Source organism: Achromobacter colocynthidis (assembly GCF_057334535.1).
The window spans coordinates 933,977-960,257 of record NZ_JBHFIZ010000037.1; the positions used below are offsets into that span (position 1 = coordinate 933,977).

The window sequence follows — 26,281 nt, forward strand, 5'->3', positions numbered from 1 at the left end:
TTCGATAACCGCGCGCAACCCACCACCACACCCCCCAAAAAAAACATGCTCCCCCGGCGCGGGCCGGCTCGCAACACGCCCCGCCGTCTTGACGCAAGAATGATGGATCAGACATGGAATACTTTACCGTCTCGCTGTTGAACGGCGTGATCTACGGCCTGCTGCTATTCATGGTGTCGGCGGGCCTGACGCTGATTTTCGGGATGATGGGCGTGCTGAATTTCGCGCACGCCTCGTTCTACATGATCGGCGCCTACGCCGCCTATACGCTCTCGCCCGTCACCGGCTTCTGGACGGCGCTGGTGCTGGCCACCCTTATCGCGGGCGTGCTGGGCATGGGCGTGGAACGCTTTTTCCTGCGCCGCGTCCACAAGTTCGGCCATGCGCAGGAACTGCTGGTCACTTTCGGGCTGGCCTTCATCGTGGCCGAGCTCATCAAGCTGTTCTACGGTGACTTCCCCGTTGACTACCGCGTTCCCCAATTCCTGAACTTCGCGGCCTTCCGTGTGTTCGACGCGGACTACCCCTTCTACCGCCTCTTGATGGGCGGCGTGTCGCTGGCGATGTTCGCCGTCATCTACCTGCTGCTGTCGCGCACCCGCGTGGGCATCGTCGTGCGCTCGGCCATCTACCGGCCGCGCATGGCCGAGGCGCTGGGCCACAACGTGCCGCTCGTCTTCATGAGCGTGTTCGGCGTGGGCGCGGCCATGGCCGGCCTTGCCGGCGCCGTGGCGGGCGCGTTCTACACCACCAACCCCAACATGGCGCTTGAATTGGGCGTGCTGGTGTTCGTGGTGGTCGTCGTGGGCGGGCTGGGCTCGCTGGAAGGCGCCATGATCGCCTCGTTGCTGATCGGCTTGATCAGTTCGTTCTCGGTCGGTATCGACGCCAGCCTCGCGTCGCTCTTCGGCCTGTTCGGCGCGGGTGAATGGGCCGAAAGCGTGGGCGGCCTGATGACCGTGAAGGTGTCCAGCCTGGCGGCCACCCTGCCCTTCCTGCTGATGCTGGTGGTGCTGCTGGTCAAGCCGTCGGGACTGAAGGGAGAGCAAGCATGAGCCACACCCGTCTTGCTTCCAGCGCCTTGCTGCTGGCCCTGTGCGTGGCCGCGCTGTGCGCCTTGCCCTGGCTGCTGCCCCCGGGCCAGTTGGTGGCCGCCGTGCAGATGCTGATTGCCGCGCTCTTCGCCTGCGCCTTCAACCTGCTGGCCGGCCAGGGCGGCATGCTGTCCTTCGGCCATGCCGCGTACTTCGGCGTGGGCACCTTCGCCACCATCCACGCCATGAATGCCCTGGGCGGCGCGGGCCTGTTGCCCACGCCCTTGATGCCGCTGGTGGGCGGCGTGGCCGGGCTGTTGTTCGGGCTAGTCGCCGGCTGGTTCGCCACCATGCGTTCGGGCGTGTACTTTTCGATGATCACGCTGGCGCTGGCCGAACTGCTGCACGCGCTGGCGCCGCACCTGAAAGGTGTGTTCGGCGGCGAAGCGGGCGTGTCCGCCATGCGCATGCCGGCCTGGGGCTTTACCTTTGGTTCCGACATCGAGGTGTACTTCCTGGTGCTGGCTTGGGTGCTGATTTCGCTTGCCGCGCTGTACGGCCTGACCCGCACGCCGCTGGGCCGTTTGACGCTGGGCCTGCGCGAAAACGCCAACCGCCTGCGCTACCTGGGCTACCGCCCGCACACGCTCAAGACCATGGTGTTTGCCTTGTCGGCCATGTTCGCCGGCATCGCGGGCGGCTTGCAGGCCTTGAACATCGAAGCCGGCAACTACGTGCTGTTTGAGGTCAAGCTGTCCACCGACGCCGTGCTGTTCGCCTACATCGGCGGCGTGAATGCATTTCTGGGCCCCGTACTGGGTGCCGCCGTGCTGACGTTCCTGTCGCAGACGCTGGCCGACATCACGCGCTCGTGGCTGCTGTACCAAGGTGTTCTGTTTGTTCTGGTGATGCTGTTCGTGCCCGATGGCCTGGTGGGCCTGGTGCAGCGCGCCGCCAAGTCGCTGCGTGAACGCGGCCTGGCCAACTGGCTGCCGCGCGCGCTGGTATCGGTGGCGGGCGGCCTGCTGTTGACTGCCGCCACCGTGTTCTCGGTGGAACTGCTGCAACGCATGTTCGCGCGCGACTACCGTTCGCTGCTGGCCATGAACCCCGACGCCGGCTGGCCCGCCATTACGCTGTTCGGCCAAGACTGGGCGCCGCTGGCCTTGTCGACCTGGCTGGTCCCTGTAGCGCTGTTCGCCTTCGGGCTGGCCGCCTGCCGCTGGGCGCTGGCCCTGTGGCGTAACGACGGCGATGCCGCCCCTGTGCTGGAGCCCGCAAAATGAGCCACGAGATCCTGACCCTGACCGATGTGCGCAAGTCCTTTGGCCAAGCGGAAATCATCCGGGGCGTAAACCTGGCGATCGAAGCCGGTGAACGCCATGCGGTCATCGGCCCCAACGGCGCGGGCAAGTCCACGCTGTTTCACCTGATGTCAGGCTCGTTCGCGCCCACCTCGGGCGACATCAGCCTGCGCTCGCGATCCATCGGCGGCCTGGCGCCCGAAGCCATCAACTGGCTGGGGCTGGCGCGTTCGTTCCAGATCACCAATGTGTTCCCGCGCCTGTCCGTGCGTGAAAACCTGCGCCTGGCCGTGCAGCGCATGCACGGGCTGGTCTACAACTTCTGGCGCCCCATCGCGCGCAACCGCGGGGTGAACGAAGACGTGGACCGTCTGCTGGAAAAGGTGCGGCTGACGCCCAAGCAACACACCGCCGCGGGCGACCTGAATTATTCCGAACAGCGCTCGCTGGAAATCGGCATGACGCTGGCCTCGCGCCCCAAGGTCATCCTGCTGGATGAACCCATGGCCGGCATGTCGCAGCACGAAGTCGATTACACGGTGGAACTGATCAAGGACGTTACGCGCGACTGCACCTTGCTGATCGTCGAGCACGACATGCAGGTGGTGTTTTCCTTGGCCGACCGCATCAGCGTGCTGGTGTACGGCGAGATCCTGGCCACCGGCACGCCCGCCGCCATCCGTGGCGACGCCCGCGTGCGCGAAGCCTACCTGGGAGAGGAAACGGTATGACCATTCACGCAACTGCGCACCCAACTGCGCACCCAACCCCGCACCCAACCCCTTCATCGCCCCTGCTCAGCCTGCAAGGCGTGCATGCGCACTACGGCAAGAGCCACATCCTGCATGGCATCGACCTGTCCATCGGACGCGGCGAAGTCGTCAGCCTGCTGGGCCGCAACGGCGCGGGCCGCTCCACCACCCTGAAGAGCATCATGGGCTTGGTGGACGTGACCGGTGGCCGCATCGCCATTGAAGGGCGCGACATCACCAACAAGCGCCCCTTTGAAATCGCGCGCGCCGGGTTGGGCTTTGTGCCGGAAGAACGCGAGGTCTTCGCCAACCTGACCGTGGACGAAAACCTGCGCATGGGCGAACAGCCCAAGCGCGACGACGCGCCGCACTGGACCGCCGCGCAGATGTTCGACTATTTCCCGCGCCTGAAGGAACGCAGCAACACCCGCGCGGGCAACCTGTCGGGTGGCGAACAGCAGATGCTGACCATGTGCCGTTCGCTGCTGGGCAACCCCAAGGTCATGCTGATCGACGAACCCACCGAAGGGCTGGCGCCGAAGATCGTGGAAGTCATCGCCGACGTGATCCGCGATATCCACAAGCGCGGCGTGTCGGTCGTGCTGGTGGAACAGAAGCTGACGATTGCGCTGAAAGTGTCGACGCGCGTCAGCGTCATGGGCCATGGCCGCATCGTGTTCGAAGGACCGCCCGCGCAGTTGCATGAGCGCCAGGACGTCGTCCAGGAATGGCTGGCGGTCTGACCGCCGCCCGTACGCAAATCCTCTACAGGCATCTATCTTGGACCACACCACAGAAGTCATCCACAGCGAGCTGCGTGGCCAGCGCGTCGTCATTACCGGCGGCGCCAAGGGTATCGGCTTTTCCACCGCGCAGGCCTTTGTGCGCCAAGGCGCGCGCGTGGCCTTGCTGGACATGGACGCCACTGCGCTGGACGCCGCCGTGGCGGACTTGAAAACGGCGGGCGGCGACGCCATGGCCGTGCAGGCATCCGTGACCGACGCCGACGCGGTCGAGCGCGCGTTCGCCCAGGTCGAACAGGCCTGGGGCGGCATCGACGTATTGATCAATAACGCCGGCATCTCCGCCAACAAGCCCACGCTGGAAGTCACCGTGGATGAATGGCGCCGCGCCGTGGACATCAACCTGACGGGCGTATTTCTTTGCGCGCAGGCGGCGGGCCGCCGCATGGTGCCGGCCGGCTCGGGCAGCATCATCAACCTGGCCTCGATGTACGGCGTGGTGGCCGCGCCCGACCGCGCCGCCTACTGCGCCACCAAGGGCGCCGTCGTGCTCTTGACCGAAACACTGGCGGTGGAATGGGGCCCGATGGGGGTGCGCGTGAATGCGCTGGCGCCCGGCTACGTTGAAACCGACCTGGTGCGCGACCTGGCGGCGCGCGGCCGTCTTGACCCCGAACGCCTGAAACAGCGCACGCCCCTGCGGCGCATGGCGCAGCCGGCCGAAATGGCCGACCTGGCGGTTTTCCTGGCATCGCGCCAGGCCGCCTACATCACCGGACACACCCTGGTGGCCGATGGCGGCTGGAGCCGCTACAGCTACCTTTAATCGCACTGACGCTAAAAACATTCTGGAGACACACTCATGGCCACCTACCAACCGCTTGAGTCCCAAGCGCCCTGGCGGCAACTGACGGTTGACGCCGGCGACTGGCAGCAGGCGGACCCCGCCCTGCTCGGCACCATGCTCACCCAGTTGCACTGGATACGCGCCTTTGAAGAGGCCGTGCTGGACCTGGCCGCCGAAGGCCTGGTGCACGGCCCCGCGCACTCGTCCGTGGGCCAGGAAGGCGGCGCGGTCGGTTCCGTGCTGGCCCTGGGCGCGGGCGACCAGATCAACGGCTCGCATCGCGGGCACCACCAGTTCCTGGCCAAGGCGTTGCAACACGTGGCCCCGCTGGGCCTGGACCCGCGCAACCCGCTCACGCCCGCCATTGATGAAGTCCTGCAAAAGACGCTGGCCGAGATCATGGGCCTGGCGCAAGGCTATTGCCGGGGCCGTGGGGGCAGCATGCACCTGCGCTGGCTGGAAGCGGGCGCGCTGGGCACCAACGCCATCGTGGGCGGCGGCGTGCCGCTGGCCGCGGGCGCGGGCTGGGCGCACAAGCACGCGGGCACCGACCGCGTGGCCGTCACCTACTTCGGCGACGGCGCGGTGAACATCGGGTCCGTGCTGGAAACGATGAACCTGACCGCCGCGTGGAAAACGCCGCTGTGCTTCTTCATCGAAAACAACCGCTACGCCGTGTCCACCACGGTGGAAGAGTCCACCGCCGAACCGCGCCTGTCGGCGCGCGGCCTGGCCTTCAACATTCCGGCGTGGAAAGTCGACGGCATGGACCCGCTGGCCGTGCACCTGGCCATGTCGGAAGCCGTGGCGCACATGCGCGCCGGCAACGGCCCGACCATCGTGGAAGTGGACGTGTACCGCTTCTTCCACCAGAACGGCCCGTTTCCCGGCAGCGCCTTTGGCTACCGCACGAAGGACGAAGAAGCCCAGTGGCGCCGTCGCGATCCCCTGGACAAGATCGCCACCGAAATGATCGGCCGCCAACTGATCACGCAAGCGGAAGTGGACGCGCTGCGCCAACGCTGCAAGGACGTCATGAAAGACGTATGCAGCCGCCTGACCGAAGCGGCTGACGGCGGCAAGCGCCGCGTGCGCGCCGACCTCTGGCCACGTCCGGACTTCCGCGACGTGGGCCTGCGCAGTGATGGTTCCGAGCTGGCCGACCTGCGCTACCAGGACGCCGACGACTACACGGGCGCCAAGGTCGAACGCAAGTTCGTCGATGCGGTGGCCGACGTGCTGGACCGTCGCATGGAAACCGACCCCGGCGTCGTGGTGCTGGGCGAAGACGTGCACCGCTTGAAGGGCGGCACCAACGGCGCCACGCGCGGCCTGAAGGACAAGTATCCCGACCGCGTGCTGGGCACCCCGATTTCCGAGAACGCCTTCGCCGGCCTGGGCGGCGGCCTGGCGATGGACGGGCGCTACAAGCCCATCGTTGAATTCATGTACCCCGACTTCATGTGGGTGGCGGCCGACCAGATCTTCAACCAGATCGGCAAGGCCCGCCACATGTTCGGCGGCGACATCGACGTGCCTTTCGTGCTGCGCACCAAGGTCGCGATGGGCACGGGCTACGGCTCGCAGCATTCGATGGACCCGGCCGGCATCTTCGCCACCGCGCCGGGCTGGCGCATCGTGGCGCCCTCTACGCCGTATGACTACGTGGGCCTGATGAACACCGCGCTGGCCTCCAAGGACCCGGTGCTGGTCATCGAACACGTGGACTTGTATGCGTCGTCGGGCGACGTGGCCGACGGCGACCTGGACTACGCCATTCCGTTTGGCCGCGCCCGCGTGCGCCGCGAGGGCGGCAAGGTCACCATCCTGACGTACCTGTCGATGGTCAGCCGCGCGCTCAAGGCGGCCGAGGAAGCAGGCGTAGACGCCGAAGTGATCGACCTGCGCACGCTGGACCGCGCCAGCCTCGATTGGGACACCATCGGCGCCAGCATCCAGAAGACCAACAACGTGCTGATCGTGGAGCAAGGCGCGCGCGGCACGTCCTATGGCGCGATGCTGTCCGACGAGATTCAGCGTCGCTACTTCGATTGGCTGGATCAGCCGATCAAGCGCGTCACCGGCGGCGAAGCGTCACCCAGCATCTCGAAGGTGCTGGAACGCGCGGCGTTCGCAGACACCGAGGAAGTGCTGGCGGGCCTGGCCGATGTGCTGGCCGATCTGGGAGAACAGGCATGAGCGCACTGCACATGACCGTGCCGATGGAAGTCGGCATCTGCTGCCAGGACCTGGACGCGTTGCTGGCGTTCTACACGGACGTCGTCGGCCTGACGCTGGTGAACCGCGTGAGCGTGCCTGCCGACAAGGCGCGCGCTACCGGGCTGACCGTGCACGGCTACGACGTGGCGCGCTTGCAGACGCCTTACGGCGAACGCATCAAGCTGCTGCAACCCAGCGTGGCGCCTGACGCCGCCGTGCGCGGCGCGGCCATCCTGGACCGCCAGGGCGCCACCTACCTGACCTTCATCGTGCGTGATCTGGCCGGCGTGGTGCGCGGCCTGCAAGCGCGCGGCGTGGTGTTCGACAGCGCGCCCGCGCCGATGGAAGTGCGCCCCGGCACCTGGCTCGCGTTCTTCCGCGACCCCGAGGGCAACGTGCTGGAACTGGTCGAATACGACGATCCCGCCGCCTACCGGCCCGACCTGGCCGCCGCCGCAAACTAGGACGAACATCGTGGCTCACCTTATCAAGCTCCCTTCAATTGCCGCCGATACGTCGGACGGCAACCTGCATCAGTGGCTCAAGAAAGAAGGCGACCCGGTTGCCGTCGGCGATGCGCTGGCGGAAATCGAAACCGAAAAAGCAATTGTCGAAATCAACGCCGAACACGCGGGCGTGCTGGGCCGCATCGTGGTCCCGGCAGGCGCGACGGCGGTGCCGATCAATACGGTGATTGGCGTGTTGCTGGCCGACGGCGATGATGACTCGGCGATTGATCGCGCGTTGAAGGAACATGGCGGGGCGGCGGCGGTTGCATCGTCGGGCAGTACGGAACCCAGAGCTGGATCGCCCACCGCGCCCATCCTATCCGCGTCTGGCATTGCCCCCGCCGCCAACACTCCCGTCCCCGGCGGACGCCTGTTCGCCAGCCCCTTGGCGCGCCGATTGGCCGCGCAATGGCATGTGAACCTGCTGGGCGTGACAGGCACCGGCCCGCATGGCCGCATCGTGCGCCGCGACGTCGAAGCCGCGCGCGACCGTGCGCCCGATGCATCCGGTTTGGCCACTACCACCGCCCTCGCCTCATCAAACCGCCCGGCCGCCCGCCGCGTGCCGCACACCGGCATGCGCCGCGCCATCGCCCGCCGCCTGACGGAAAGCAAGCAGAACGTGCCGCATTTCTACCTGTCGGTGGATTGCAAGATGGACGCACTGCTGGCGCTGCGGTCGCAAGCCAATCATGGCGGCGCGGTGAAGCTGTCGGTCAACGACTTCATCGTGCGCGCCGCCGCGCTGGCGCTGCGCGAAGTGCCTGAAGTGAATGTCAGTTGGCACGACGACGCCATCGAATACCACGCGGGCGCCGACATCTCGGGGGCCGTCGCCACCGACGGCGGCCTGGTCACGCCCATCGTGCGCGACGCCGACGTGAAGCCGCTGTCCGCCATCGCCGCCGAGATCGTCGAACTGGCCGCCCGCGCCAAGGTCAACCGTTTGAAACCCGAGGAATTCACCGGCGGCTCGCTGACCGTCAGCAACCTGGGCATGTACGGCATCACCCAGTTCGCCGCCATCATCAACCCGCCGCAGGCCGCCATCCTGGCCGTGGGCGCGGCCGAACGCCGCCCCGTAGTGGGCGAGAACGGAGAGCTGGTGGCAGCCACCGTCATGACGGTGACCCTGGCGGCCGACCACCGCGCGGGGGACGGCGCCGTCGGAGCGCGCTGGCTGGCGGCCTTTCGCACGCTGATCGAAAACCCCGTGCGGATTCTGCTGTGAGGCCCGCCACAATGACGAAGACCGAGTTTGATCTGATCGTCGTGGGCGGCGGTCCCGGCGGCTATGTGGCCGCCATTCGCGCCGCGCAGTTGGGCATGTCGGTGGCGCTGGTGGAACGCGCGGAGCTCGGCGGCATCTGCCTGAACTGGGGCTGCATTCCCACCAAGGCGCTACTGCACAGCGCGACGGTGTTGCGTGCCTGCCAGGAAGCCTCGCACTACGGCGTGACGGGTTCCAGCGAGGCGCGCGCCGACCTGGCCGCCATGGTGGCAAGGTCACGCAAGGTGGCGGGCCGGCTGGGCCAGGGCGTTGCGCACCTGATGAAGAAGAACGGCGTGACGGTGTTTGCCGCCACGGCCACGTTGGCGGGCGCGGGCAAGCTGTCGCTCGACAGCGGCACGACGCTGGCGGGCAAACAGTCGATCGACAACGGCACGCTACCGACAACCAAACTGGCGCTCGACAACGGCACCACGCTGGCGGCCAAGCACATCATTCTTGCAACCGGCGCACGCGCCCGCGAACTACCCGCGTTGCCGGTGGGTGAACGCATCTGGGCCTATCGCCAGGCCTTGATGCCCACCGAGATTCCGAAGACTTTGCTGGTGGTGGGTGCAGGCGCCATCGGCGCGGAGTTCGCCAGCTTCTACCGCGCCATCGGATCTGAAGTCACGCTGATCGACATGACGCCCGAAATCCTGCCGCAAGAAGACGCGGAAATTTCGCAGTTGGCACGCAAGGCATTCGAAAAGCAAGGCATCCGCGTCATGACGCAATGCGCCGTCACCGCGTCTGCGTTGACCAACACGGGCGTGAAGGTGACGTTGGAGCAGCAAGGCAAGAAGACAGACCTGGAGGTAGACCGCGTCATCGTCGCCGCCGGCATCGTCGGCAATGTCGAAAACCTGGGGCTGGAGAAGACGCGCGTAAAGGTCGAGAAAACCCACATCGTCACCGATGGTTTTTGCCGCACCGCCGAGCCCGGCGTCTACGCCATCGGCGACGTGGCCGGCGCACCCTGGCTTGCCCACAAGGCCAGCCACGAAGGCGTGCTGTGCGTGGAAGCCATTGCCGGAAAATCCGTGCACGCCATCGACCCCTTGCGCATTCCCGCCTGCACCTATTCGTACCCGCAAGTGGCCAGCATCGGCATGACGGAAGCCCGCGCGCGCGAACACGCGAAGGCGCACGGCAGCGAGATCCGCGTCGGCAAATTCAGCTTCGCGGGCAACGGCAAGGCCATCGCCATGGGCGAAGACCAAGGCCTGGTGAAGACCGTGTTCGACGCAAAATCAGGCGAACTGCTGGGCGCGCACATCATTCACCCGGAAGCGTCCGAGTTGATCACCGGGTACGGCGTGGCAGCATCATTGGAAGCAACCGAGGAAGATCTGATGCACACCGTCTTCGCGCACCCGACCTTGTCGGAGACCCTGCATGAATCGGTGTTAAGCGCGTTTGGGCGGGCGTTGCATGGGTAGGCTTGCATGATGGGTTACGCGCGATCACCATTAGCCAATTGGTGACGCGCCGCGCGCGCTTCACCCATCCTACAAATGACCGGTCCCCGTAGGATGGGTGAAGCGCGACATCACCGCCAAAAGCAAGCAACCACCCATCGCGCGCAACCCATCAAACCCGCCCCGCAAAAAAATCCAAAAAACACGCAATCCGCCGCGACAGCTGCGTGTTGCGGTGGTACACCGCGTGCATCGGCTGCAACTGATCGCTATACACCCCTTCCATCACCTTCACCAACCGTCCCGCCGCAATATCCTCGCGCACCACAAAGTCAGACAAACACGCGATGCCCACCCCACGCAACGCCAACTGCCGTTGCGTTTCCCCACTTGACGTCGCCAAGGTCGGCGTCGCCTGATAACTTGACCCGCCCGCGTGCTTCAGCGGCCACAAGTTCAGGCTTTCGGGCTGTGTAAAGCCCAGCACCTCATGCTTGGCCAAATCCTCCACCGTTTCCGGCGCCCCATGCCGGGCGATGTATTCAGGGCTTGCCATCATCCAGCGCGGCGACGGCCGTAGAACGCGCGCGTGCAGGGTGGAATCCGTCAGCGGACCCATGCGGATCGCAACATCTGTTCGGTGCTCAATCAAATCCACGATGCGGTCGTTGCTGGTCAGCTCCAGCGATATCTCGGGATACTCGCGCCGGAATTCCCCTACATGCGGCACCACGCAATGCAGCATCACCGGCACCGACGCATCCACCCGCAAGCGTCCCGCCGGCCGCTGATGCACCATGCGCATGCACTCTTCGGCCTCTTCCAACGACGCAACGATCTGCCGCGCCTTGGGCAGAAAATGCGCGCCCTCTTCCGTCAGCTCCATGCGCCGTGTCGTGCGGTTCAGCAGCATCACGCCCAAATCTTCTTCCAGCCGCGACAGCGCGCGGCTGACACCTGATGCGGTCTGGCCCAGGAGTTCGGCGGCGGCGCTAAGCGACCCGGCATCCACCACCCCCAGGAACACGCGCAATGCGTCGGAATTCAAAGCCATATGAAGCGTCCTTGCGCTTGAAAAACAGCCTATCTGCTATGTAGGGAATTTACAGCTTTAATGCAGTACCCCGTAGCAGTACCCCGTAGCAATACCCCGCAGCGGCATCCCGCATCAACGCTGACGCCGCGCCAGCCCAAAAAAACGGCGCCCCAAAAGGGCGCCGCTTTCTGCATCAATCCCGCTCGATCAACGCTTGGCTTTCTGCTTCAACTGCGACAGATCACGCACCGCGCCGCGATCGGCAGACGTGGCCAACGCCGCATAAGCCTGCAAGGCTTGCGACACCACACGCTCACGCCCGACGGGCTCCCAACCATCCGCGCGCGCATCCATCGCGGCGCGGCGGCGGGCCAGTTCTTCGTCGGACACGGCCAGGTGCATCTTGCGATTCGGGATGTCGATCTCGATCACGTCGCCCTCTTCCACCAGGCCGATCGTGCCGCCTTCGGCCGCTTCCGGCGAGGCGTGGCCGATCACCAGGCCCGACGAACCGCCCGAAAAACGGCCATCGGTGAACAGCGCGCAGGTCTTGCCCAAGCCCTTGGACTTCAGGTACGACGTGGGGTACAGCATTTCCTGCATGCCCGGGCCGCCCTTGGGGCCTTCGTAGCGGATCACGACCACGTCGCCCGCCACGATCTTGTCGCCCAGGATGCCTTCAACGGCGTCGTCCTGGCTTTCAAACACGCGGGCGCGGCCCGTGAAGACCCATTGCGATTCGTCCACGCCGGCCGTCTTGACGATGCAGCCCTTCTCGGCCAGGTTGCCGTACAGCACGGCCAGGCCGCCGTCCTTGGAATACGCGTTTTCCTTGCTGCGGATGCAACCCGTCTTGCGGTCGGTGTCCAGCGTCAGGAAGGTGGCGTCCTGGCTGAAGGCAACCGTGGTCGGGATGCCGCCGGGGGCCGCGCGGTAGAACTTCTGCGCTTCTTCGCTTGCGCCGCCGGCCACGTCCCACTGCTGGATGGCGTTGCCCAGCGTGCCGCTGTGCACGTTGCCGCAAGACAGGTCCAAGAGATCGGCGCGCGCCAGTTCACCCAGGATGCCCAGGATGCCGCCCGCGCGGTGCACGTCTTCAATGTGGTACTTGTCGGTGGCGGGCGCCGCCTTGCACAGGCAGGGCACCTTGCGCGAAATGCGGTCGATGTCGGCCATGGTGAAGTCCACGCCGGCTTCTTGCGCGGCAGCCAGCAAGTGCAGCACGGTATTGGTGGAGCCGCCCATGGCCACGTCCAGCGCCATCGCGTTCTGGAAGGCGCTCTTGGTGGCGATGTTGCGCGGCAGGACCGATTCGTCTTCTTCCACGTAATAGCGGCGGCACAGGTCGACGACCAGGCGGCCGGCTTGCTCGAACAAGCCCTTGCGCCATGCGTGCGTGGCCACGATGGTGCCGTTGCCCGGCAGCGCCAGGCCGATGGCTTCGGTCAGGCAGTTCATCGAGTTGGCGGTGAACATGCCGGAACAGGAGCCGCACGTCGGGCAGGCGCTGCGTTCCACTTCGGCGACTTCGGCGTCCGACACCTTCGGGTCGGCGGCCTTGATCATGGCGTCGATCAGGTCGATCTTGGCGATGACCTTGCCGTCGGTGGGCGACTTGACCTTGCCTGCTTCCATCGGGCCGCCGGACACGAACACGACGGGAATGTTCAGGCGCATGGCGGCCATCAGCATCCCCGGGGTGATCTTGTCGCAGTTCGAAATGCAGACCATGGCGTCAGCGCAGTGCGCGTTGACCATGTATTCGACCGAGTCGGCGATGAGTTCGCGCGACGGCAGCGAATACAGCATGCCGCCGTGGCCCATGGCGATGCCGTCATCGACGGCGATCGTGTTGAATTCCTTGGCGACGCCGCCAGCGGCTTCGATTTCCTTGGCGACCAGCGCGCCCAGGTCGCGCAGGTGCACGTGGCCCGGCACGAACTGCGTGAAGGAGTTCACCACCGCGATAATCGGCTTGCCGAAATCACCGTCCTTCATGCCAGTGGCGCGCCACAGGGCGCGGGCGCCGGCCATGTTACGGCCGTGGGTCGATGTGCGGGAACGGTAGTGCGGCATGATTTGTCTCGAGTGCTGTTAGCGTGGCGGCAAAACGCTAAATAATACGCTGTATCGGGGCGGCGCTGCCCGCGAGCCGCCCGGACCCTTACTCCCGCAGCGCCAGCAGCGCCTCTTGCAGGTGGCGCAGGCCCCGGCTAAGCGGCTTGTCGCGGCGCATCACGATGGCCAGCTCGCGCGACAGGCGGGGCGTCAGCGCATGCACCGCCAGCGCATCGCGGTGCCCCGCGCCCGACACCGCCAGCTTGGGCAGCACCGCGCAGCCCAACCCCGCCGCCACGATCTCCTTCATGGCTTCGGTACTGCCCAGCTCCATGAAGGGCTTGGCCGCCACGCCCGCCGCCTCGAACCAGTCATCCACCAGACGGCGCGTGCGGGCGCCGGGCTCGAACAGCACCAGGGGCCACGGCGCCAATGCCTGCGGCGTCACCTGAATGGGAATGGAGGCCGCGTCGCGGGCGGGAAAGATGGCCACGAATTCGTCTTCCATGAGCGGCGTCACCTGGAACATCCGGCCCGGCGCGGGCAAGGTCACCAGCCCCATGTCCAGCGTGTTGCTCTCCAGCCCGCGCAGCATGTCCGCCGTGTTGCCGGTGCTGGCCACAATGTCCAGCGCGGGAAAGCGGCGGCGCAACTGGGCCAGCACGGGAGGCAGCAGATAGGTGCAGGCGGTGGCGCCCGTGCCCAGCCGGATGCGGCCGGACACCTGCGAGGCATGCGCGGTCATGGCCTGCTCGGCCTGCGCCAGCGCGGCGTCGATCACGCGGATATGGGTCAGCAGTTCAAGCCCCGCCGCCGTCGGCCCGGCCCGGCGGCCGACCCGCTCGACCAGCTTCAAGCCAAAACGTCTTTCCAACTGGCGCACCTGCAGGCTGACCGCCGGTTGGGTCACGCCCCCGCGCTCGGCGGCGGCAGAGAAACTGCCCAGCTCAATGACCTGCGCGAAGAGGCGCAGGTGGTCCAGGTTCAAGCCGCGCATGGCGTCCACCAAAAATTTTGCTTATGCAAATCATAATCTTCCAAAGCTTTATTTATGATTTATTTCGGACCACACTGGCGGCTGGATTTTTTCCCTTCTACCTGCCGGCCCTGTTATGCCCCCCACCACCCCTACCGTCCTGATCCGCGACAGCGCGGAAGCAGACCTGCCCGCCATCAAGACCATCTACGCCCACCATGTCGAACACGGCACCGCGTCGTTCGAGCTGGAGCCGCCTTCCATCGCCGAAATGCGGCAGCGCCGCGCGGGCGTGCTGGAAAAAGACATGCCGCACCTGGTGGCCGAGATCAACGGCGAGGTCGTCGGCTATGCCTACGTCACCCCTTACCGTCCGCGCCCGGCGTACCGCCACACGGTCGAGGACTCGGTCTACGTCAAGGCCGGCCGGGCCGGCTTGGGCATCGGCGGCAAGCTGCTGGCTGAGCTGATCACACGCTGCACCGCGGCGGGTTGGCGTCAGATGCTGGCGGTGGTGGGCGACAGCCGCAACGCCGCGTCGTTGGCGCTGCACGCCAGCCAGGGTTTTCATCCTGTGGGCACGCTGCGCTCGGTGGGCCATAAGCATGGTGAATGGCGCGATACCGTGCTGATGCAACGCAGCCTGGGCGAAGGCGACAGCACGCCGCCGCAACGCCCGTGATCGGGCCGCGCGCCGTCGTCTGCCTGGGTCTGACCCAGTTGGTGAACTGGGGCGTGACGTTTTATCTGATCGGCGCGTTCGGCCCGGCCATGACGGCCGACCTGGGCTGGGATGCCACCCTCATCTATGGCGGGCTTTCCGCCGCCATCGTGACGATGGCGCTGGTGTCGCCGTTGGCGGGCAGCGCGGTGGACCGCTGGGGCGGGCATGTGGTGATGCCGGTGGGTGCCATGGTGGCCGCCGCCGGTTGCGTGCTGCTGGCCGCCGCGCATACCGTCGTCTGGTACTACCTGGCCTGGCTATTGCTGGGCATCGGCATGCGGCTAAGCCTGTACGACGCTGCCTTTGCCGCGTTGGCGCGGGCGGGCGGTCCCACGGCGCGGCGAGCGATGTCGCAGATCACGCTGTTCGGGGGCTTGTCGTCCACGGCAATGTGGCCGGCGGGTCACGCACTGGCCGCCTGGCTGGGTTGGCGCGGCGCGGTGCTGGTCTATGCCGCGCTGGCCCTGGCCACCTTGCCGCTTTACCTGGCGCTGCCCCGCCAACGCTACGCCGCGCCCGCCACGGCCGCCGACAGCAACACCCCCGGCCTGACCCGCAGCCTGGCCGAACGCCGCCTGGCCGGCACGCTTTACGCCGTGATCGCCATGGTGACCAACTTCCTGGCGGCCGGCACCGCCGCGCATCTGATCGCCTTGCTGACCGGCGTGGGCCTGGCCAGCGCGGCGGCGGCCGGCGTGGCCGCGCTATGGGGCATCGGCCAATTCGCCGCGCGCATGGCGGATGTGGCCGTGGGCGCCCGGCTGCATCCGTTGACGCTGAACTGGGCCGTCACCGCGCTGATGCCATTTTGCTTCGTGCTGGGCTGGTTCTCGAACGGCAACCTGTATGCCACCGCCGCCTATGCGTTTTTCTACGGCGCGTGCAACGGCCTGCTGACGATCACGCGCGGCACGCTGCCGCTGGCCTTGTTCGATTTCCGCAGCTACGGCACGCTGGTCGGTGCGCTGCTGGTGCCCAGCTTCTTGCTGACGGCCGCGGCGCCCGTGGCGTATGCGTTTGTGATCCAGACGCAGGGCGCGCGCGCCGCCATGGCGATGTCCGTGGTCCTGGCGGCCGCGATTGCCACGGCGGCCTGGGTATTGCGAAAGCGGTTTATCGGCAGGGTGACGGCAATGGCCGCGTAGGATTCGCAGCCATTGCCAAACGTGCAGCCGTTCTTGACACCGGCGCCGCCGAAAAAAATCAGCCTTCAGCGGCGGAAGCCACCACCCACTTTTCCCAGCCAATTTTCCGGAGCTTGCACGCCGGGCACTCGCCGCAGCCATACCCCCAGTCGTGCCGTGCGCCGCGCTCGCCCAGATAACAGGTGTGGCTGTCTTCAACGACGATGTCCACCAAGGCGTCCCCGCCCAATTGATGCGCCAGCGCCCAGGTTTCGGACTTGTCGATCCACATCAGCGGCGTCTCGATGGTGATGCGTGACCCCAGCCCCAACCCCAGCGCCACCTGTTGCGCCTTGATGGTGTCGTCGCGGCAATCGGGGTAGCCCGAAAAATCCGTTTCGCACATGCCGCCCACCAGCACATCCAGTTGGCGTCGATACCCCAGCGCCGCCGCCAGCGTCAGGAACAGCAGGTTGCGGCCCGGCACGAAGGTATTGGGCAGCCCGTTGGCCTGCATTTCGATGGCGCGGTCGCTGGTCATGGCGGTGTCGCCCACCTGGCCCAGCACCTTCAGGTCCAGCAGATGGTCTTCACCCAGGCGCGGCGCCCAGTCGGGGAAGTTGGCGCGGATTTCACGCAGCACGTTCAGCCGGGCCGACAGTTCGATGTGATGGCGTTGGCCGTAGTCGAACGCCACCGTTTCCACATGGGCATAGCGGTCCAGCGCCCACGCCAGGCAAGTAGTGGAATCCTGGCCGCCCGAAAACAGCACGAGCGCGCGACGTTGATGATTTTGCATAAAGGGGGCTTCTAGAAAGACGAAGGGACATCACGGACTTTAACCGAGACAAACGCGCGTCCCCGTAAGGAACGCTGCGTAAAATCAATCGGTTCGATTTTCCTGGTTTTGCCGCAACGCCCACGCCTTTCCTTTTTCTTTCCCTTCTTCAGCCCGACGGATCCACCGCCCGATGAAAGCCATTCGCCCGCAGTCCGACTCCGCAGAACCCTTGCGCCACGATATCCGGCTGCTAGGCCGTTTTTTAGGCGCCGTTATTGAAGAATGCGAAGGCAAGCGTGTCTTTGACACCATCGAAACGCTGCGCCGCACGGCGGTGAAATTTCGTCGCGAAGGTAATGAGGCGGACAGCAAGCTGCTGGAGCAGCGCGTCAAGCGCTTGCAAGGCAACGACCCGAATTCGGTGGCGCGCGCCTTCAGCTACTTTCTGCACCTGGCCAACATTGCCGAAGACCGCGACCAGAACCGCAATCAGCGCGCCCGCGCGCTGGCCGGCGACACCGCCCCGCGCGGCAGCCTGCGCGACGCCGTGCAGACGCTGGGCAAGCAAGGCGTAGGCGTGGCCCGCATCCGCCGGCTGCTGGCGGATGCCAGCGTGGTGCCGGTGCTGACCGCGCACCCCACCGAAGTGCAGCGCAAGAGCACGCTGGACGTGCACCGCGAAATTGCCGCCGCGCTGACCCAGCGCGGCAACCCGCTGACGCCGGAAGAGCTGGCCGAACTGGATGCCGCGCTGCTTGGCCGCGTGGCCACCTTGTGGCAGACCCGCATGCTGCGCTACACGCGCCTGACGGTGGCCGACGAGATCGAAAACGCGCTGTCGTACTACCGCAGCACCTTTCTGCAAGTCATCCCGCGCCTGTACGCGGATTTGTCCAAGCTCTTGAACCGCGAAACCGCCAAGCCGTTTGCCGCCCCACCCCCGCCGCTGGAACCGTTCCTGCGCATGGGTAGCTGGATCGGCGGCGACCGCGACGGCAATCCCAATGTGGACGCCGGCACACTGGAGCGCGCGCTGCTGCGCCAGGCCACCGTGCTGTTCGAACACTATCTGCAAGAGGTGCACGCGCTGGGCGCGGAACTGTCGATCACCACCATGCTGATTTCGGCCGACCCGGAATTGCTGGCGCTGGCCGACAACAGCGGCGACGATTCCCCGCACCGCCGCGACGAGCCCTACCGCCGCGCGCTGGTCGGCGTGTACGCCCGCCTGGCCGCCACCGCCCAGGCGCTGACCGGGCAGAACCTGGCGCGCCGCAGCACCGTGGCGGCGCCCGCCTACCAGGCGCCGCAAGAACTGTCGGCCGACCTGGCCGTCATCGCCGCGTCGCTAGCCGCGCACCATGGTTCGCCGCTGGCCAAGCTGCGGCTGTCCGGCTTGCAACAGGCCATTGAGGTGTTCGGTTTCCACCTGGCCACTGTCGACCTGCGCCAAAGCTCAGACGTGCATGAAAACGCCTTGGCCGAATTGTTCGAACGCGCCGGCGTCCAGCACGAGGGCAAGCCGCTGAACTACCTGTCGCTGGACGAAGACCAGCGCGTGGCGCTCTTGCGCGCCGAACTGGCCCAGGCACGCCCGCTGGCCTCGCCCTGGATCGCCTACAGCGAAGACACCACGCGCGAACTCGCCGTATTGCGCGCCGCCGCCGCCGGCCGCGCGCGCTATGGCAAGCAGGCGGTGCGCCAGACCATCGTGTCGCATACCGAAACCTTGAGCGACCTGCTGGAAGTGATGGTGCTGCAAAAGGAAGCCGGCCTGATCGCGCCGGCCGGCCAGGACATCGCCCCCGAAGACGGCCTGATGGTGGTGCCGCTCTTCGAAACCATTCCCGACTTGCAGCGCGGCGCCGACATCATGGCTGCCTGGCTGGACCTGCCCGAAGTGCGCCAGCGCGTGAAGCAGGCGCAGAACGGCGCGCAGGAAGTCATGCTGGGTTATTCAGACAGCAATAAGGACGGCGGCTTCCTCACGTCGAACTGGTCGCTGTACCAGGCCGAACGCGCGCTGGTGGATGTGTTTTCGTCGCGTAACGTGCGGCTGCGCCTGTTCCACGGACGCGGCGGCTCGGTGGGGCGCGGCGGCGGCTCAAGCTTTGACGCCATCCTGGCGCAGCCCCCGGGCACCGTGGCCGGCCAGATCCGCCTGACCGAGCAAGGCGAAGTCATCCAAAGCAAGTACAAGGACGCCGAGGTGGGCCGCTGGCATCTGGAACTGCTGGTGGCGGCCACGCTGGAATCCAGCCTGGCGCCGCGCGCCGAGGCCACCAGCGCCGAAGACGCGCACATGGCGCAGCACGGCCCGGCGATGTCGTTCATGTCGGAAACCGCACAGCGCACCTACCGTGGCCTGGTCTACGACACGCCGCGCTTTGCCGAGTACTTCTTCGCCGCCACCCCCATCAGCGAAATCGCGGGCCTGAACATCGGTTCGCGCCCGGCTTCCCGCAAGAAGGGCCAGCGCATTGAAGACCTGCGCGCCATTCCCTGGGGCTTTTCGTGGGCGCAATGCCGGCTGATGCTGACCGGCTGGTACGGCATGGGTTCGGCCATCGAGGCCTATCTGGAAACGGGCGCCCCCGACGCCCCCCGCTCGCGCCGCGCTCGCCTGACGCAATTGCGCGAGATGGCGCGCGAGTGGCCGGCGTTTCGCACGCTGCTGTCCAACATGGAAATGGTGCTGGCCAAGTCCGACCTGGCCATCGCCGCGCGCTACGCGCAACTGGTGCCGCAGCGCGCGCTGCGCGAGCGCGTGTTCGGCATGATCAGCGCCGAACATGGCCGCACGCTGGCCATGCTGAAGCTGCTGACCCAGCGCGAACTGCTGGCCGACAACCCGGCCCTGCAAGATTCCTTGCGCGAACGCTTTGCGTATATCGATCCCTTGAATTATTTGCAGATCGACCTGATCCGCCGCCACCGCGCGGCGCAGAAGCATCCCGAGGCGGACGTCGACAAGCGGGTGCAGCGCGCGATTCACTTAACGATCAACGGCATCGCGGCGGGGCTGCGCAATTCTGGCTAGGCGGGCAGCGTCCACCTGCCGAACACCCGCTGATGCCGGTTTGTCCACCCCTGGCGACTTTTAGTACTATCCCTGACAGAAATTCTAAGTACGCACAAATGTTCGTAGTTAGAACAAAACGATTTTTCCGGCCGAGCGGCACGGAAAGGCATCCCGGAAGAGACAGAGTTGCCCCCTGATTCCCCCGTGTGCCCGCCCGTCCCGTTCGCCTGCAAGCATCAAGCGAACCGTCATGGATACTCCCCTCAAGAATCTGGCCGTCATCGGCGCAGGCGCCATGGGCAGCGGCATTGCCGCCTTGTTCGCGTCGAAGGGACTGAACATCGTCCTGATCGACCCGATGGAAGGCGCGCTGGACCGCGCCCGCGCCGTCATCGACCGCCAGTTGAACGTCTACGCCCCCACCCAGGTCCAGGAAGCGCTCCAGCGCATCCGCATGGAACCGGGCCTGGAAGCCGCCGCGAACTGCGAACTGGTGATCGAGGCCGTACCGGAAAACCTGGAACTCAAGCGCGGCATCTTCGCCAAGCTTGACGCGCTGTGCGCGCCGTACACGCTGTTCGCCACCAACACATCAGGCCTGTCCATCAACGCGATCGCCAGCGCCGTGGCGCGACGCGACCGCTTCGTGGGCACCCACTTCTTCACGCCGGCCGACGTCATTCCGCTGGTTGAAGTGGTGCGCAACGACGACACCTCGGAAGCCACCGTCGCCCAAGTCATGGCGACCTTGCGCTTTGCCGGCAAGCGGCCGGTGCTGGTGCGCCAGGACATCCCCGGCTTCATCGCCAACCGCATCCAGCACGCCCTGGCCCGCGAAGCCATTTCGCTCTTGGAAAAGGGCGTGGCCAGCGCCGAAGACATCGACGAAGTGGTCAAGTGGAGCCTGGGCATCCGCCTGGCCCTGTCGGGCCCGCTGGAACAGCGCGACATGAACGGCATCGACGTGCATTACGCGATTGCCAGCTACCTGTACAAAGACCTGGAAAACCGCACCGAGCCGTCCGACCTGCTGAAAAGCAAGGTCGACAGCGGCCAGATCGGCGCCAAGAGCGGCCAGGGTTTCTACACCTGGAGCCCCGAGCGCCGCGAGCGCGTGCTGCGCGAGAAAAGCGCCGCGCTGGGCGAACTGGCTGCCTGGCTGAACAGCAAGGCCGGCGACACCTGACGGCGCTTTTTTCCGACGCCGCAATCGAATTCAAGACAGATAAGGCGCGGGGGCCACGCCCACCGCGCCATCGGGCCACGAGCCCCACCACACAAAGAAACCAATCGTCGGTCTACCCGCGCATCGCCACCCGATGACGCCCGGGACCAGACACTAGAGAACCGCCTACGGAGTTGTTGGAGGCACCATGAATAAACTGGCTTCATTCTTTACCGAGCTGATGCGCAAGTATCTGCCGGATCCTTTTGTTTTCGCGATTGCACTGACGCTATTGACCGTGCTGCTGGCCATGGGCATTGAAGGCCAGAGCATCGGCGACGTGACCCGCGCCTGGGGCAAGGGCTTCTGGAGCCTGCTGGCCTTCACGACCCAGATGGCCGTGATTCTGGCCATGGGCTACGTGCTGGCCACCGCGCCGCTGACCGACCGCTTGCTGAACCGCATCGTCAGCCACGTGCACAAGCCGCACACCGCCATCATCGTCGCGACCCTGGTCGGCGGCGTGGGCAGCTACCTGAACTGGGGCTTTGGCCTCGTCATTGGCGGCATCGTCGCCAAGAAGCTGGCGCTGAAGGTCAAGGGCGTGCACTACCCGCTGATCATCGCGGCGGCCTATAGCGGCTTCACCATGTACGGCCTGGGCTTGTCGGCCAGCATCCCCGTGCTGGTCGCCACCCCCGGCCACCCCACCGCCAAGCAGATGGGCACCATCCCGCTGTCGGAAACCATTTTCTCGGTGCCCATGCTGATCACCAGCCTGGTCATCATCATCACGCTGCCGCTGCTGAACGCCTGGCTGCACCCGAAGAAGGGCGAGAAGATTGTTGAAGTGGACCCGGGCATCGACCGCGACGCCAACGCTTCCAACGCCAGCGAAGACATGCTGGAAAAAGGCACCATCGCCTCGAAGCTGAACAACAGCCGCATCCTGAGCATGCTGATCGGCGCGCTGGGCATTGCCTACGTCACGTTCCACTTCATGGACGGCGGCTCGCTGGACCTGAACCTGATCAACTTCATCATCCTGTTCCTGGGCATCATCCTGCTGGGCACGCCGGCCGCCTACGTGGCCAAGCTGACCGAAGGCATCAAGACGATCTCCGGCATCATCCTGCAATACCCGTTCTACGCCGGCATCATGGCCATCATGGCCGCGTCGGGCCTGGTGACGTCGATCTCGCAAGTGTTCGTTGACTTCGCCACGCCGGCCACGCTGCCGTTCTGGGGCCTGATCAGCTCGTTCTTCATCAACTTCTTCGCACCGTCCGCCGGCGGCCACTGGGTGATCCAGGGTCCGTTCATGATCGACGCGGCCAAGGAAATCGGCAGCGCGATGAACCAGACGACCATGGCCGTCATGCTGGGCAATGCCTGGAACGACTTGGTGCAACCTTTCTGGATCCTGCCGGCGCTGGCTTTGTCGAAGCTGAAGCTGCGCGACGTGATGGGCTACACCGTCATCATGATGCTGTGGGTGGGCGTGATCCACATCACCGCCGTGCTGGCCTGGGGCTACGCCACGCACTGATCCCACGCGCTTACCTCAAACAGACTGGAAACCGATATGAGCAAACCGACTGCGTATCTCGTCACCGGCGGCAGCGCCGGCATTGGCGCCGCCATCATCCGCATGCTGCTGGATGCGGGCCATAAAGTGGTCAACATTGACTACCGCCTGCCCGAGAATCCGCCGGCCGGGCTGGTCTCGTATCAGGCCGATCTGACCGATGACGCGCGCACGAAGGAAGTCGCCGCCGAAGTCACCAGCGCCTACAACATCGTGGGCCTGGTGAACAACGCCGGCGCCACCCGCCCGGGCACGGCCGACACGGCCACCCTGGCGGATCTGGACTATGTGGTGAACCTGCATCTGCGCACCGCGCTGATCCTGGTGCAGGCCGCGCTGCCCGCCATGCGCGAAGCCGGCTTTGGCCGCATCGTGAACATGTCGTCGCGCGCCGCTTTAGGCAAGCCGGATCGCGTGGTTTATTCGGCCACCAAGGCCGGGCTGGTGGGCCTGACGCGCACGCTGGCCATGGAACTGGGTGGCGACGGCATCACCGTCAACGCCATCGGCCCGGGCCCCATCGCCACCGACCTCTTCACCAAGAGCAATCCGGCGGGCGCTCCGCAAACCGAACGCATCATCAACAGCATCGTCGTCAAGCGCCTGGGCACGCCGGAAGACGTGGCGCGCGCCGCCATGTTCTTCCTGTCGCCGGACAACGGTTTCGTGACGGGCCAGATGCTGTATGTGTGTGGCGGCACGACGCTGGGCGTCGCCCCCATCTGAGCGCGCGCGCCATGGCCGCCCACCTTGACCTTCGCGCCTGCCCGCCGCAACTAGCGGCGCAGCAGTGCGTGGTTGATCTGGTCGGCGGCGCGGCGCAAGGGCGGCAGGAAGGCGTCCAGCATGGCCTCGCGCGTAAAGCGGTTGGACTGCCCGCTGACGTTCATCGCGGCAATCACACGACCACTGCGGTCAACAATGGGCACGGCCACCGATTGCAAACCGGGCTCCAGTTCCTGCGCCACGCAGGCGTAGCCATCGGCGCGCACGCCGGCCAGCAGGCGCTTGAGCTCGGCGATGTCGGTAACCGTTTGCGGGGTGTAGGGCTGGATCTGGCTCATGGCCAGCACCCGGTCCAGTTCCGCTTCCGGCAGGCCGGCCAGCAGCACGCGGCCCATCGACGTCACCCACGCCGGCAGGCGGCTGCCCACGGCCAGGTTGATGGTCATCACCTTGTGCGTGGACAGGCGCAGGATGTAGACGATGTCGGCGCCTTCCAGCACCGACACCGAACACGATTCGCGCGTCTGCTCGGCCACTTCTTCCATGTACGGCAGCGCCAGGTTCCACAGCGGCGTGCCGGACAGGTAGGCGTAACCCAGTTCCAGGATGCGCGGCGTCAGCTCGAACTTGCGGTCGTCGACGGTGACGTAGCCCAGGTGCTCCAAGGTCAGCAGGATGCGACGCGCGCCGGCACGGGTCAGCCCGGTAACGGCAGCCACTTCGGACAGCGTCATCTGCGAACGGCCGGGGCCGAATGCCCGGATCACCGACAGGCCGCGCGCGAAAGATTGCACGTAGCTGTCACTGGGTTGTTGGGGGTCGAGCTCGGCCATCCGGTGGGTCCCAAGAGTAAAAAGCTCGCCGCTGGCGAGCCGTTCGTTGCCGTTGCGGGCAACGCCAAACGATGGAGGATCGTCATGCGTCGGCCTGCCTTGACGCTGTGCGGTCCCCATGAAACGATGTTCTTCAGCAGAACGAAAGTTCTAATGAAGAACAAATTATGACACGCCACCTATGAGCGAACATCATGATCTCTAAGCTTGTTTCAAGCGCGGCGGCCGCCCTGGCGGACGTACCCGACGGCGCCACCGTCATGATCGGCGGCTTCGGCACTGCCGGCCAGCCCATGGAATTGATCGACGCCCTGCTCGAACAGGGCGCCAAAGACCTGGTCATCATCAACAACAACGCCGGCAACGGCACCACGGGCCTTGCCGCCCTGCTGGGCGCGAACCGCGTCCGCAAGATCATCTGCTCGTTCCCGCGCCAGGCGGACTCGCAGATTTTCGACGGCCTGTACCGCAGCGGCAAGCTGGAGCTGGAACTGGTGCCGCAAGGCAACCTGGCCGAGCGCATCCGCGCGGCGGGCGCCGGCATCGGCGCGTTCTTCTCGCCCACCGGCTACGGCACCCCGCTGGCCGATGGCAAGGAAGTGCGTGAGATCAATGGCCGCCACTACGTGCTGGAATATCCGCTGCACGCCGACTACGCGCTGATCAAGGCCGAACGCGGCGACCGCTGGGGCAACCTGGTCTACCGCAAGACGGCCCGCAACTTCGGCCCCATCATGGCCAGCGCCGCGCGCGTGGCCGTGGCGCAAGTGCGCGAAGTGGTTGAACTGGGCACGCTGGACCCCGAAACCGTCGTCACCCCCGGCATCTTCGTGCAGCGCGTCGTGCAGATCGACGCCGCCCCGGCCGCCAAGGAGCAGAAATGAGCACCAAACTGACCCGCGACCAGATCGCCGCCCGCGTCGCGCAGGACATTCCCGAAGGCGCCTACGTCAACCTGGGCATCGGCTTGCCCACGCTGGTGGCCAACCACCTGCCGGCTGACCGCGAAGTGATTCTGCATACCGAAAACGGCATGCTGGGCATGGGCCCCGCGCCGGCCAAGGGCGAAGAAGACTACGACCTGATCAACGCCGGCAAGCAGCCCGTGACCGAACTGCCGGGCTGCTCGTTCTTCCATCACGCCGACTCGTTCGCGATGATGCGCGGCGGCCATCTGGACATCTGCGTGCTGGGCGCCTTCCAGGTGTCGCAACACGGCGACCTGGCCAACTGGCACACCGGCGCGCCCGACGCCATCCCCGCCGTGGGCGGCGCGATGGACCTGGCCATCGGCGCCAAAGACGTCTTCGTGATGATGGAACTGCAAACGCGCGAAGGCCAGAGCAAGCTGGTTGAGGCCTGCACGTATCCGCTGACGGGCGTGCGCTGCGTATCACGCGTGTACACGGACGTTGCCGTCTTCGATATCCGCGCCGACGGCGTGACCGTCACCGATATCTTCGGCGACGTCACCGCCGACGAACTGCTGGCCCTGACCGGCCTGCCGCTGAAATTTTCCCGCTAATCAGGAGCCCTCATCATGCTGTTCATGGTTCAAATGCAAGTCAACCTGCCCGTCGACATGCCGGCCGAGCAAGCCAACAAACTGAAGGCGGACGAAAAGGCGCTGGCCCAACAACTGCAACGCGACGGCAAGTGGAAAGAGCTGTGGCGCGTGGTGGGCCGCTACGCCAACGTCAGCATTTTCGACGTCGAAAGCAATGACGAGCTGCACACGCTGCTGTCGTCGCTGCCGCTGTTTCCGTACATGGACATCAACGTCACGGCGCTGGCGCGCCACCCCTCGGCGATCTGACCGGAGCCTTCCATGCCCTACATCATCGAAACCTTCGACAAGCCCAACCACCAGGAAGTGCGCCAGCAGCATCGCGCGGCGCATCTGGAATACCTGGACGCCAACAAGCAGTTGCTGCTGGCCTGCGGCGCCAAGCTGCAAGACGACGGCAAGGACGCGGGCGGCGGTTTGTACATCGTGGACCTGGACACGCGCGAAGCCGCGCAACAGTTCATCGATGCCGATCCGTTCTCGCAAGCCAATCTGTTCGACCGCGTGACCATCACGCGCTGGCGCAAAGCCTACGTCGACGGCACCTGCCACCTGTAATCCTGTCGCGGGGGGCCTTGCGC

At 65.9% G+C, this 26,281-nt stretch carries 24 protein-coding genes; 19 read left to right on the plus strand and 5 right to left on the minus strand.

All coding sequences use genetic code 11. The annotated features are described in order from the left end of the window. The first annotated feature begins 113 nt into the window (after positions 1-113). From ACE04A_RS23910 to lpdA, 9 genes are read left to right on the plus strand one after another with little or no spacing between them, the layout of a single operon-like run. Positions 114-1,055: a branched-chain amino acid ABC transporter permease gene (locus tag ACE04A_RS23910; protein WP_050445589.1), complete on the plus strand. Its 942-nt coding sequence runs from the start codon at positions 114-116 to the stop codon at positions 1,053-1,055. Continuing rightward, entirely contained in the window at positions 1,052-2,320 is a 1,269-nt protein-coding gene (locus tag ACE04A_RS23915; protein WP_438859517.1) for a branched-chain amino acid ABC transporter permease, read from the plus strand. Before ACE04A_RS23910 ends, ACE04A_RS23915 begins: the two co-directional genes overlap by 4 nt. Then, positions 2,317-3,069 (plus strand): ABC transporter ATP-binding protein, encoded by a 753-nt coding sequence (locus tag ACE04A_RS23920; RefSeq protein WP_448716715.1) that lies wholly within the window; start codon positions 2,317-2,319, stop codon positions 3,067-3,069. The genes ACE04A_RS23915 and ACE04A_RS23920 overlap by 4 nt, the downstream gene beginning before the upstream one ends. After that, on the plus strand, positions 3,066-3,833 hold the full coding sequence (locus tag ACE04A_RS23925; RefSeq protein ID WP_485820581.1) for an ABC transporter ATP-binding protein: 768 nt from the start codon (positions 3,066-3,068) through the stop codon (positions 3,831-3,833). Before ACE04A_RS23920 ends, ACE04A_RS23925 begins: the two co-directional genes overlap by 4 nt. 37 nt (positions 3,834-3,870) lie before the next feature. Beyond that, complete coding sequence (locus ACE04A_RS23930) at positions 3,871-4,659, plus strand: SDR family NAD(P)-dependent oxidoreductase (RefSeq protein ID WP_100854190.1); 789 nt, start codon at positions 3,871-3,873, stop codon at positions 4,657-4,659. Positions 4,660-4,695: 36 nt separating this feature from the next. Continuing rightward, positions 4,696-6,879, plus strand: coding sequence for an alpha-ketoacid dehydrogenase subunit alpha/beta (locus ACE04A_RS23935; RefSeq protein WP_448716717.1), 2,184 nt, complete (start codon positions 4,696-4,698; stop codon positions 6,877-6,879). Further along, positions 6,876-7,364 carry a VOC family protein gene (locus ACE04A_RS23940; RefSeq protein ID WP_259250764.1) on the plus strand — a complete coding sequence of 163 codons (489 nt, stop codon included), beginning with the start codon at positions 6,876-6,878 and terminating at the stop codon, positions 7,362-7,364. The genes ACE04A_RS23935 and ACE04A_RS23940 overlap by 4 nt, the downstream gene beginning before the upstream one ends. Before the next feature lie 10 nt (positions 7,365-7,374). Beyond that, positions 7,375-8,640: a pyruvate dehydrogenase complex dihydrolipoamide acetyltransferase gene (locus tag ACE04A_RS23945; protein WP_485820582.1), complete on the plus strand. Its 1,266-nt coding sequence runs from the start codon at positions 7,375-7,377 to the stop codon at positions 8,638-8,640. A gap of 11 nt (positions 8,641-8,651) precedes the next feature. Then, on the plus strand, positions 8,652-10,121 hold the full coding sequence (lpdA, locus tag ACE04A_RS23950) for a dihydrolipoyl dehydrogenase (protein WP_448716720.1): 1,470 nt from the start codon (positions 8,652-8,654) through the stop codon (positions 10,119-10,121). Between the two features lie 151 nt (positions 10,122-10,272). Here lpdA and ACE04A_RS23955 read toward each other — a convergent pair whose 3' ends face one another. The 3 genes from ACE04A_RS23955 to ACE04A_RS23965 form a co-directional block, all read right to left on the minus strand. Continuing rightward, complete coding sequence (locus ACE04A_RS23955; RefSeq protein ID WP_259250768.1) at positions 10,273-11,154, minus strand: LysR family transcriptional regulator; 882 nt, start codon at positions 11,152-11,154, stop codon at positions 10,273-10,275. Between the two features lie 189 nt (positions 11,155-11,343). After that, a complete protein-coding gene (gene ilvD / locus ACE04A_RS23960; protein WP_259250770.1) occupies positions 11,344-13,212 on the minus strand; it encodes a dihydroxy-acid dehydratase in 1,869 nt (622 codons plus the stop codon). Between the two features lie 88 nt (positions 13,213-13,300). Further along, on the minus strand, positions 13,301-14,191 hold the full coding sequence (locus ACE04A_RS23965) for a LysR family transcriptional regulator (protein WP_438859710.1): 891 nt from the start codon (positions 14,189-14,191) through the stop codon (positions 13,301-13,303). A gap of 115 nt (positions 14,192-14,306) precedes the next feature. Between ACE04A_RS23965 and ACE04A_RS23970 the strand changes: the two genes are divergently transcribed. Next, positions 14,307-14,852: a GNAT family N-acetyltransferase gene (locus ACE04A_RS23970; protein WP_100854183.1), complete on the plus strand. Its 546-nt coding sequence runs from the start codon at positions 14,307-14,309 to the stop codon at positions 14,850-14,852. Next, positions 14,849-16,039 carry an MFS transporter gene (locus tag ACE04A_RS23975; RefSeq protein WP_448716724.1) on the plus strand — a complete coding sequence of 397 codons (1,191 nt, stop codon included), beginning with the start codon at positions 14,849-14,851 and terminating at the stop codon, positions 16,037-16,039. Before ACE04A_RS23970 ends, ACE04A_RS23975 begins: the two co-directional genes overlap by 4 nt. 58 nt (positions 16,040-16,097) lie before the next feature. Here ACE04A_RS23975 and queC read toward each other — a convergent pair whose 3' ends face one another. Beyond that, positions 16,098-16,817: a 7-cyano-7-deazaguanine synthase QueC gene (queC, locus tag ACE04A_RS23980; RefSeq protein ID WP_050450221.1), complete on the minus strand. Its 720-nt coding sequence runs from the start codon at positions 16,815-16,817 to the stop codon at positions 16,098-16,100. Positions 16,818-16,989: 172 nt separating this feature from the next. Here queC and ppc point away from each other — a divergent pair, with 172 nt between their 5' ends. The 4 genes from ppc to ACE04A_RS24000 all read left to right on the plus strand — a co-directional run bounded on the left by ppc (position 16,990) and on the right by ACE04A_RS24000 (position 23,300). Continuing rightward, positions 16,990-19,839: a phosphoenolpyruvate carboxylase gene (gene ppc, locus ACE04A_RS23985; RefSeq protein WP_485820583.1), complete on the plus strand. Its 2,850-nt coding sequence runs from the start codon at positions 16,990-16,992 to the stop codon at positions 19,837-19,839. A gap of 232 nt (positions 19,840-20,071) precedes the next feature. Continuing rightward, the gene (locus ACE04A_RS23990; RefSeq protein ID WP_279995392.1) at positions 20,072-21,007 is read left to right on the plus strand and encodes a 3-hydroxyacyl-CoA dehydrogenase family protein; all 936 of its coding nucleotides are present in this window, start codon (positions 20,072-20,074) and stop codon (positions 21,005-21,007) included. 187 nt (positions 21,008-21,194) lie between these two features. Then, complete coding sequence (locus ACE04A_RS23995; RefSeq protein WP_279995391.1) at positions 21,195-22,535, plus strand: short-chain fatty acid transporter; 1,341 nt, start codon at positions 21,195-21,197, stop codon at positions 22,533-22,535. A 36-nt stretch (positions 22,536-22,571) separates the two neighbouring features. Further along, positions 22,572-23,300, plus strand: coding sequence for an SDR family NAD(P)-dependent oxidoreductase (locus ACE04A_RS24000; protein WP_448716728.1), 729 nt, complete (start codon positions 22,572-22,574; stop codon positions 23,298-23,300). A 50-nt stretch (positions 23,301-23,350) separates the two neighbouring features. On the opposite strand, the gene ACE04A_RS24005 is transcribed toward ACE04A_RS24000, so the two are convergent. After that, a complete protein-coding gene (locus tag ACE04A_RS24005) occupies positions 23,351-24,133 on the minus strand; it encodes an IclR family transcriptional regulator (protein ID WP_259251513.1) in 783 nt (260 codons plus the stop codon). 194 nt (positions 24,134-24,327) lie between these two features. On the opposite strand from ACE04A_RS24005, the gene ACE04A_RS24010 reads away from it, so the two are divergent. The 4 genes from ACE04A_RS24010 to ACE04A_RS24025 are packed head-to-tail and all read left to right on the plus strand — an operon-like array spanning position 24,328 to position 26,258. Continuing rightward, positions 24,328-25,017 carry a 3-oxoacid CoA-transferase subunit A gene (locus ACE04A_RS24010; RefSeq protein WP_100854175.1) on the plus strand — a complete coding sequence of 230 codons (690 nt, stop codon included), beginning with the start codon at positions 24,328-24,330 and terminating at the stop codon, positions 25,015-25,017. Continuing rightward, the gene (locus ACE04A_RS24015) at positions 25,014-25,658 is read left to right on the plus strand and encodes a 3-oxoacid CoA-transferase subunit B (protein ID WP_050450214.1); all 645 of its coding nucleotides are present in this window, start codon (positions 25,014-25,016) and stop codon (positions 25,656-25,658) included. Before ACE04A_RS24010 ends, ACE04A_RS24015 begins: the two co-directional genes overlap by 4 nt. Positions 25,659-25,673: 15 nt before the next feature. Continuing rightward, on the plus strand, positions 25,674-25,949 hold the full coding sequence (gene catC, locus ACE04A_RS24020) for a muconolactone Delta-isomerase (RefSeq protein WP_050450213.1): 276 nt from the start codon (positions 25,674-25,676) through the stop codon (positions 25,947-25,949). A gap of 12 nt (positions 25,950-25,961) precedes the next feature. Then, entirely contained in the window at positions 25,962-26,258 is a 297-nt protein-coding gene (locus ACE04A_RS24025; RefSeq protein WP_006216052.1) for a YciI family protein, read from the plus strand. Positions 26,259-26,281: the final 23 nt, after the last annotated feature.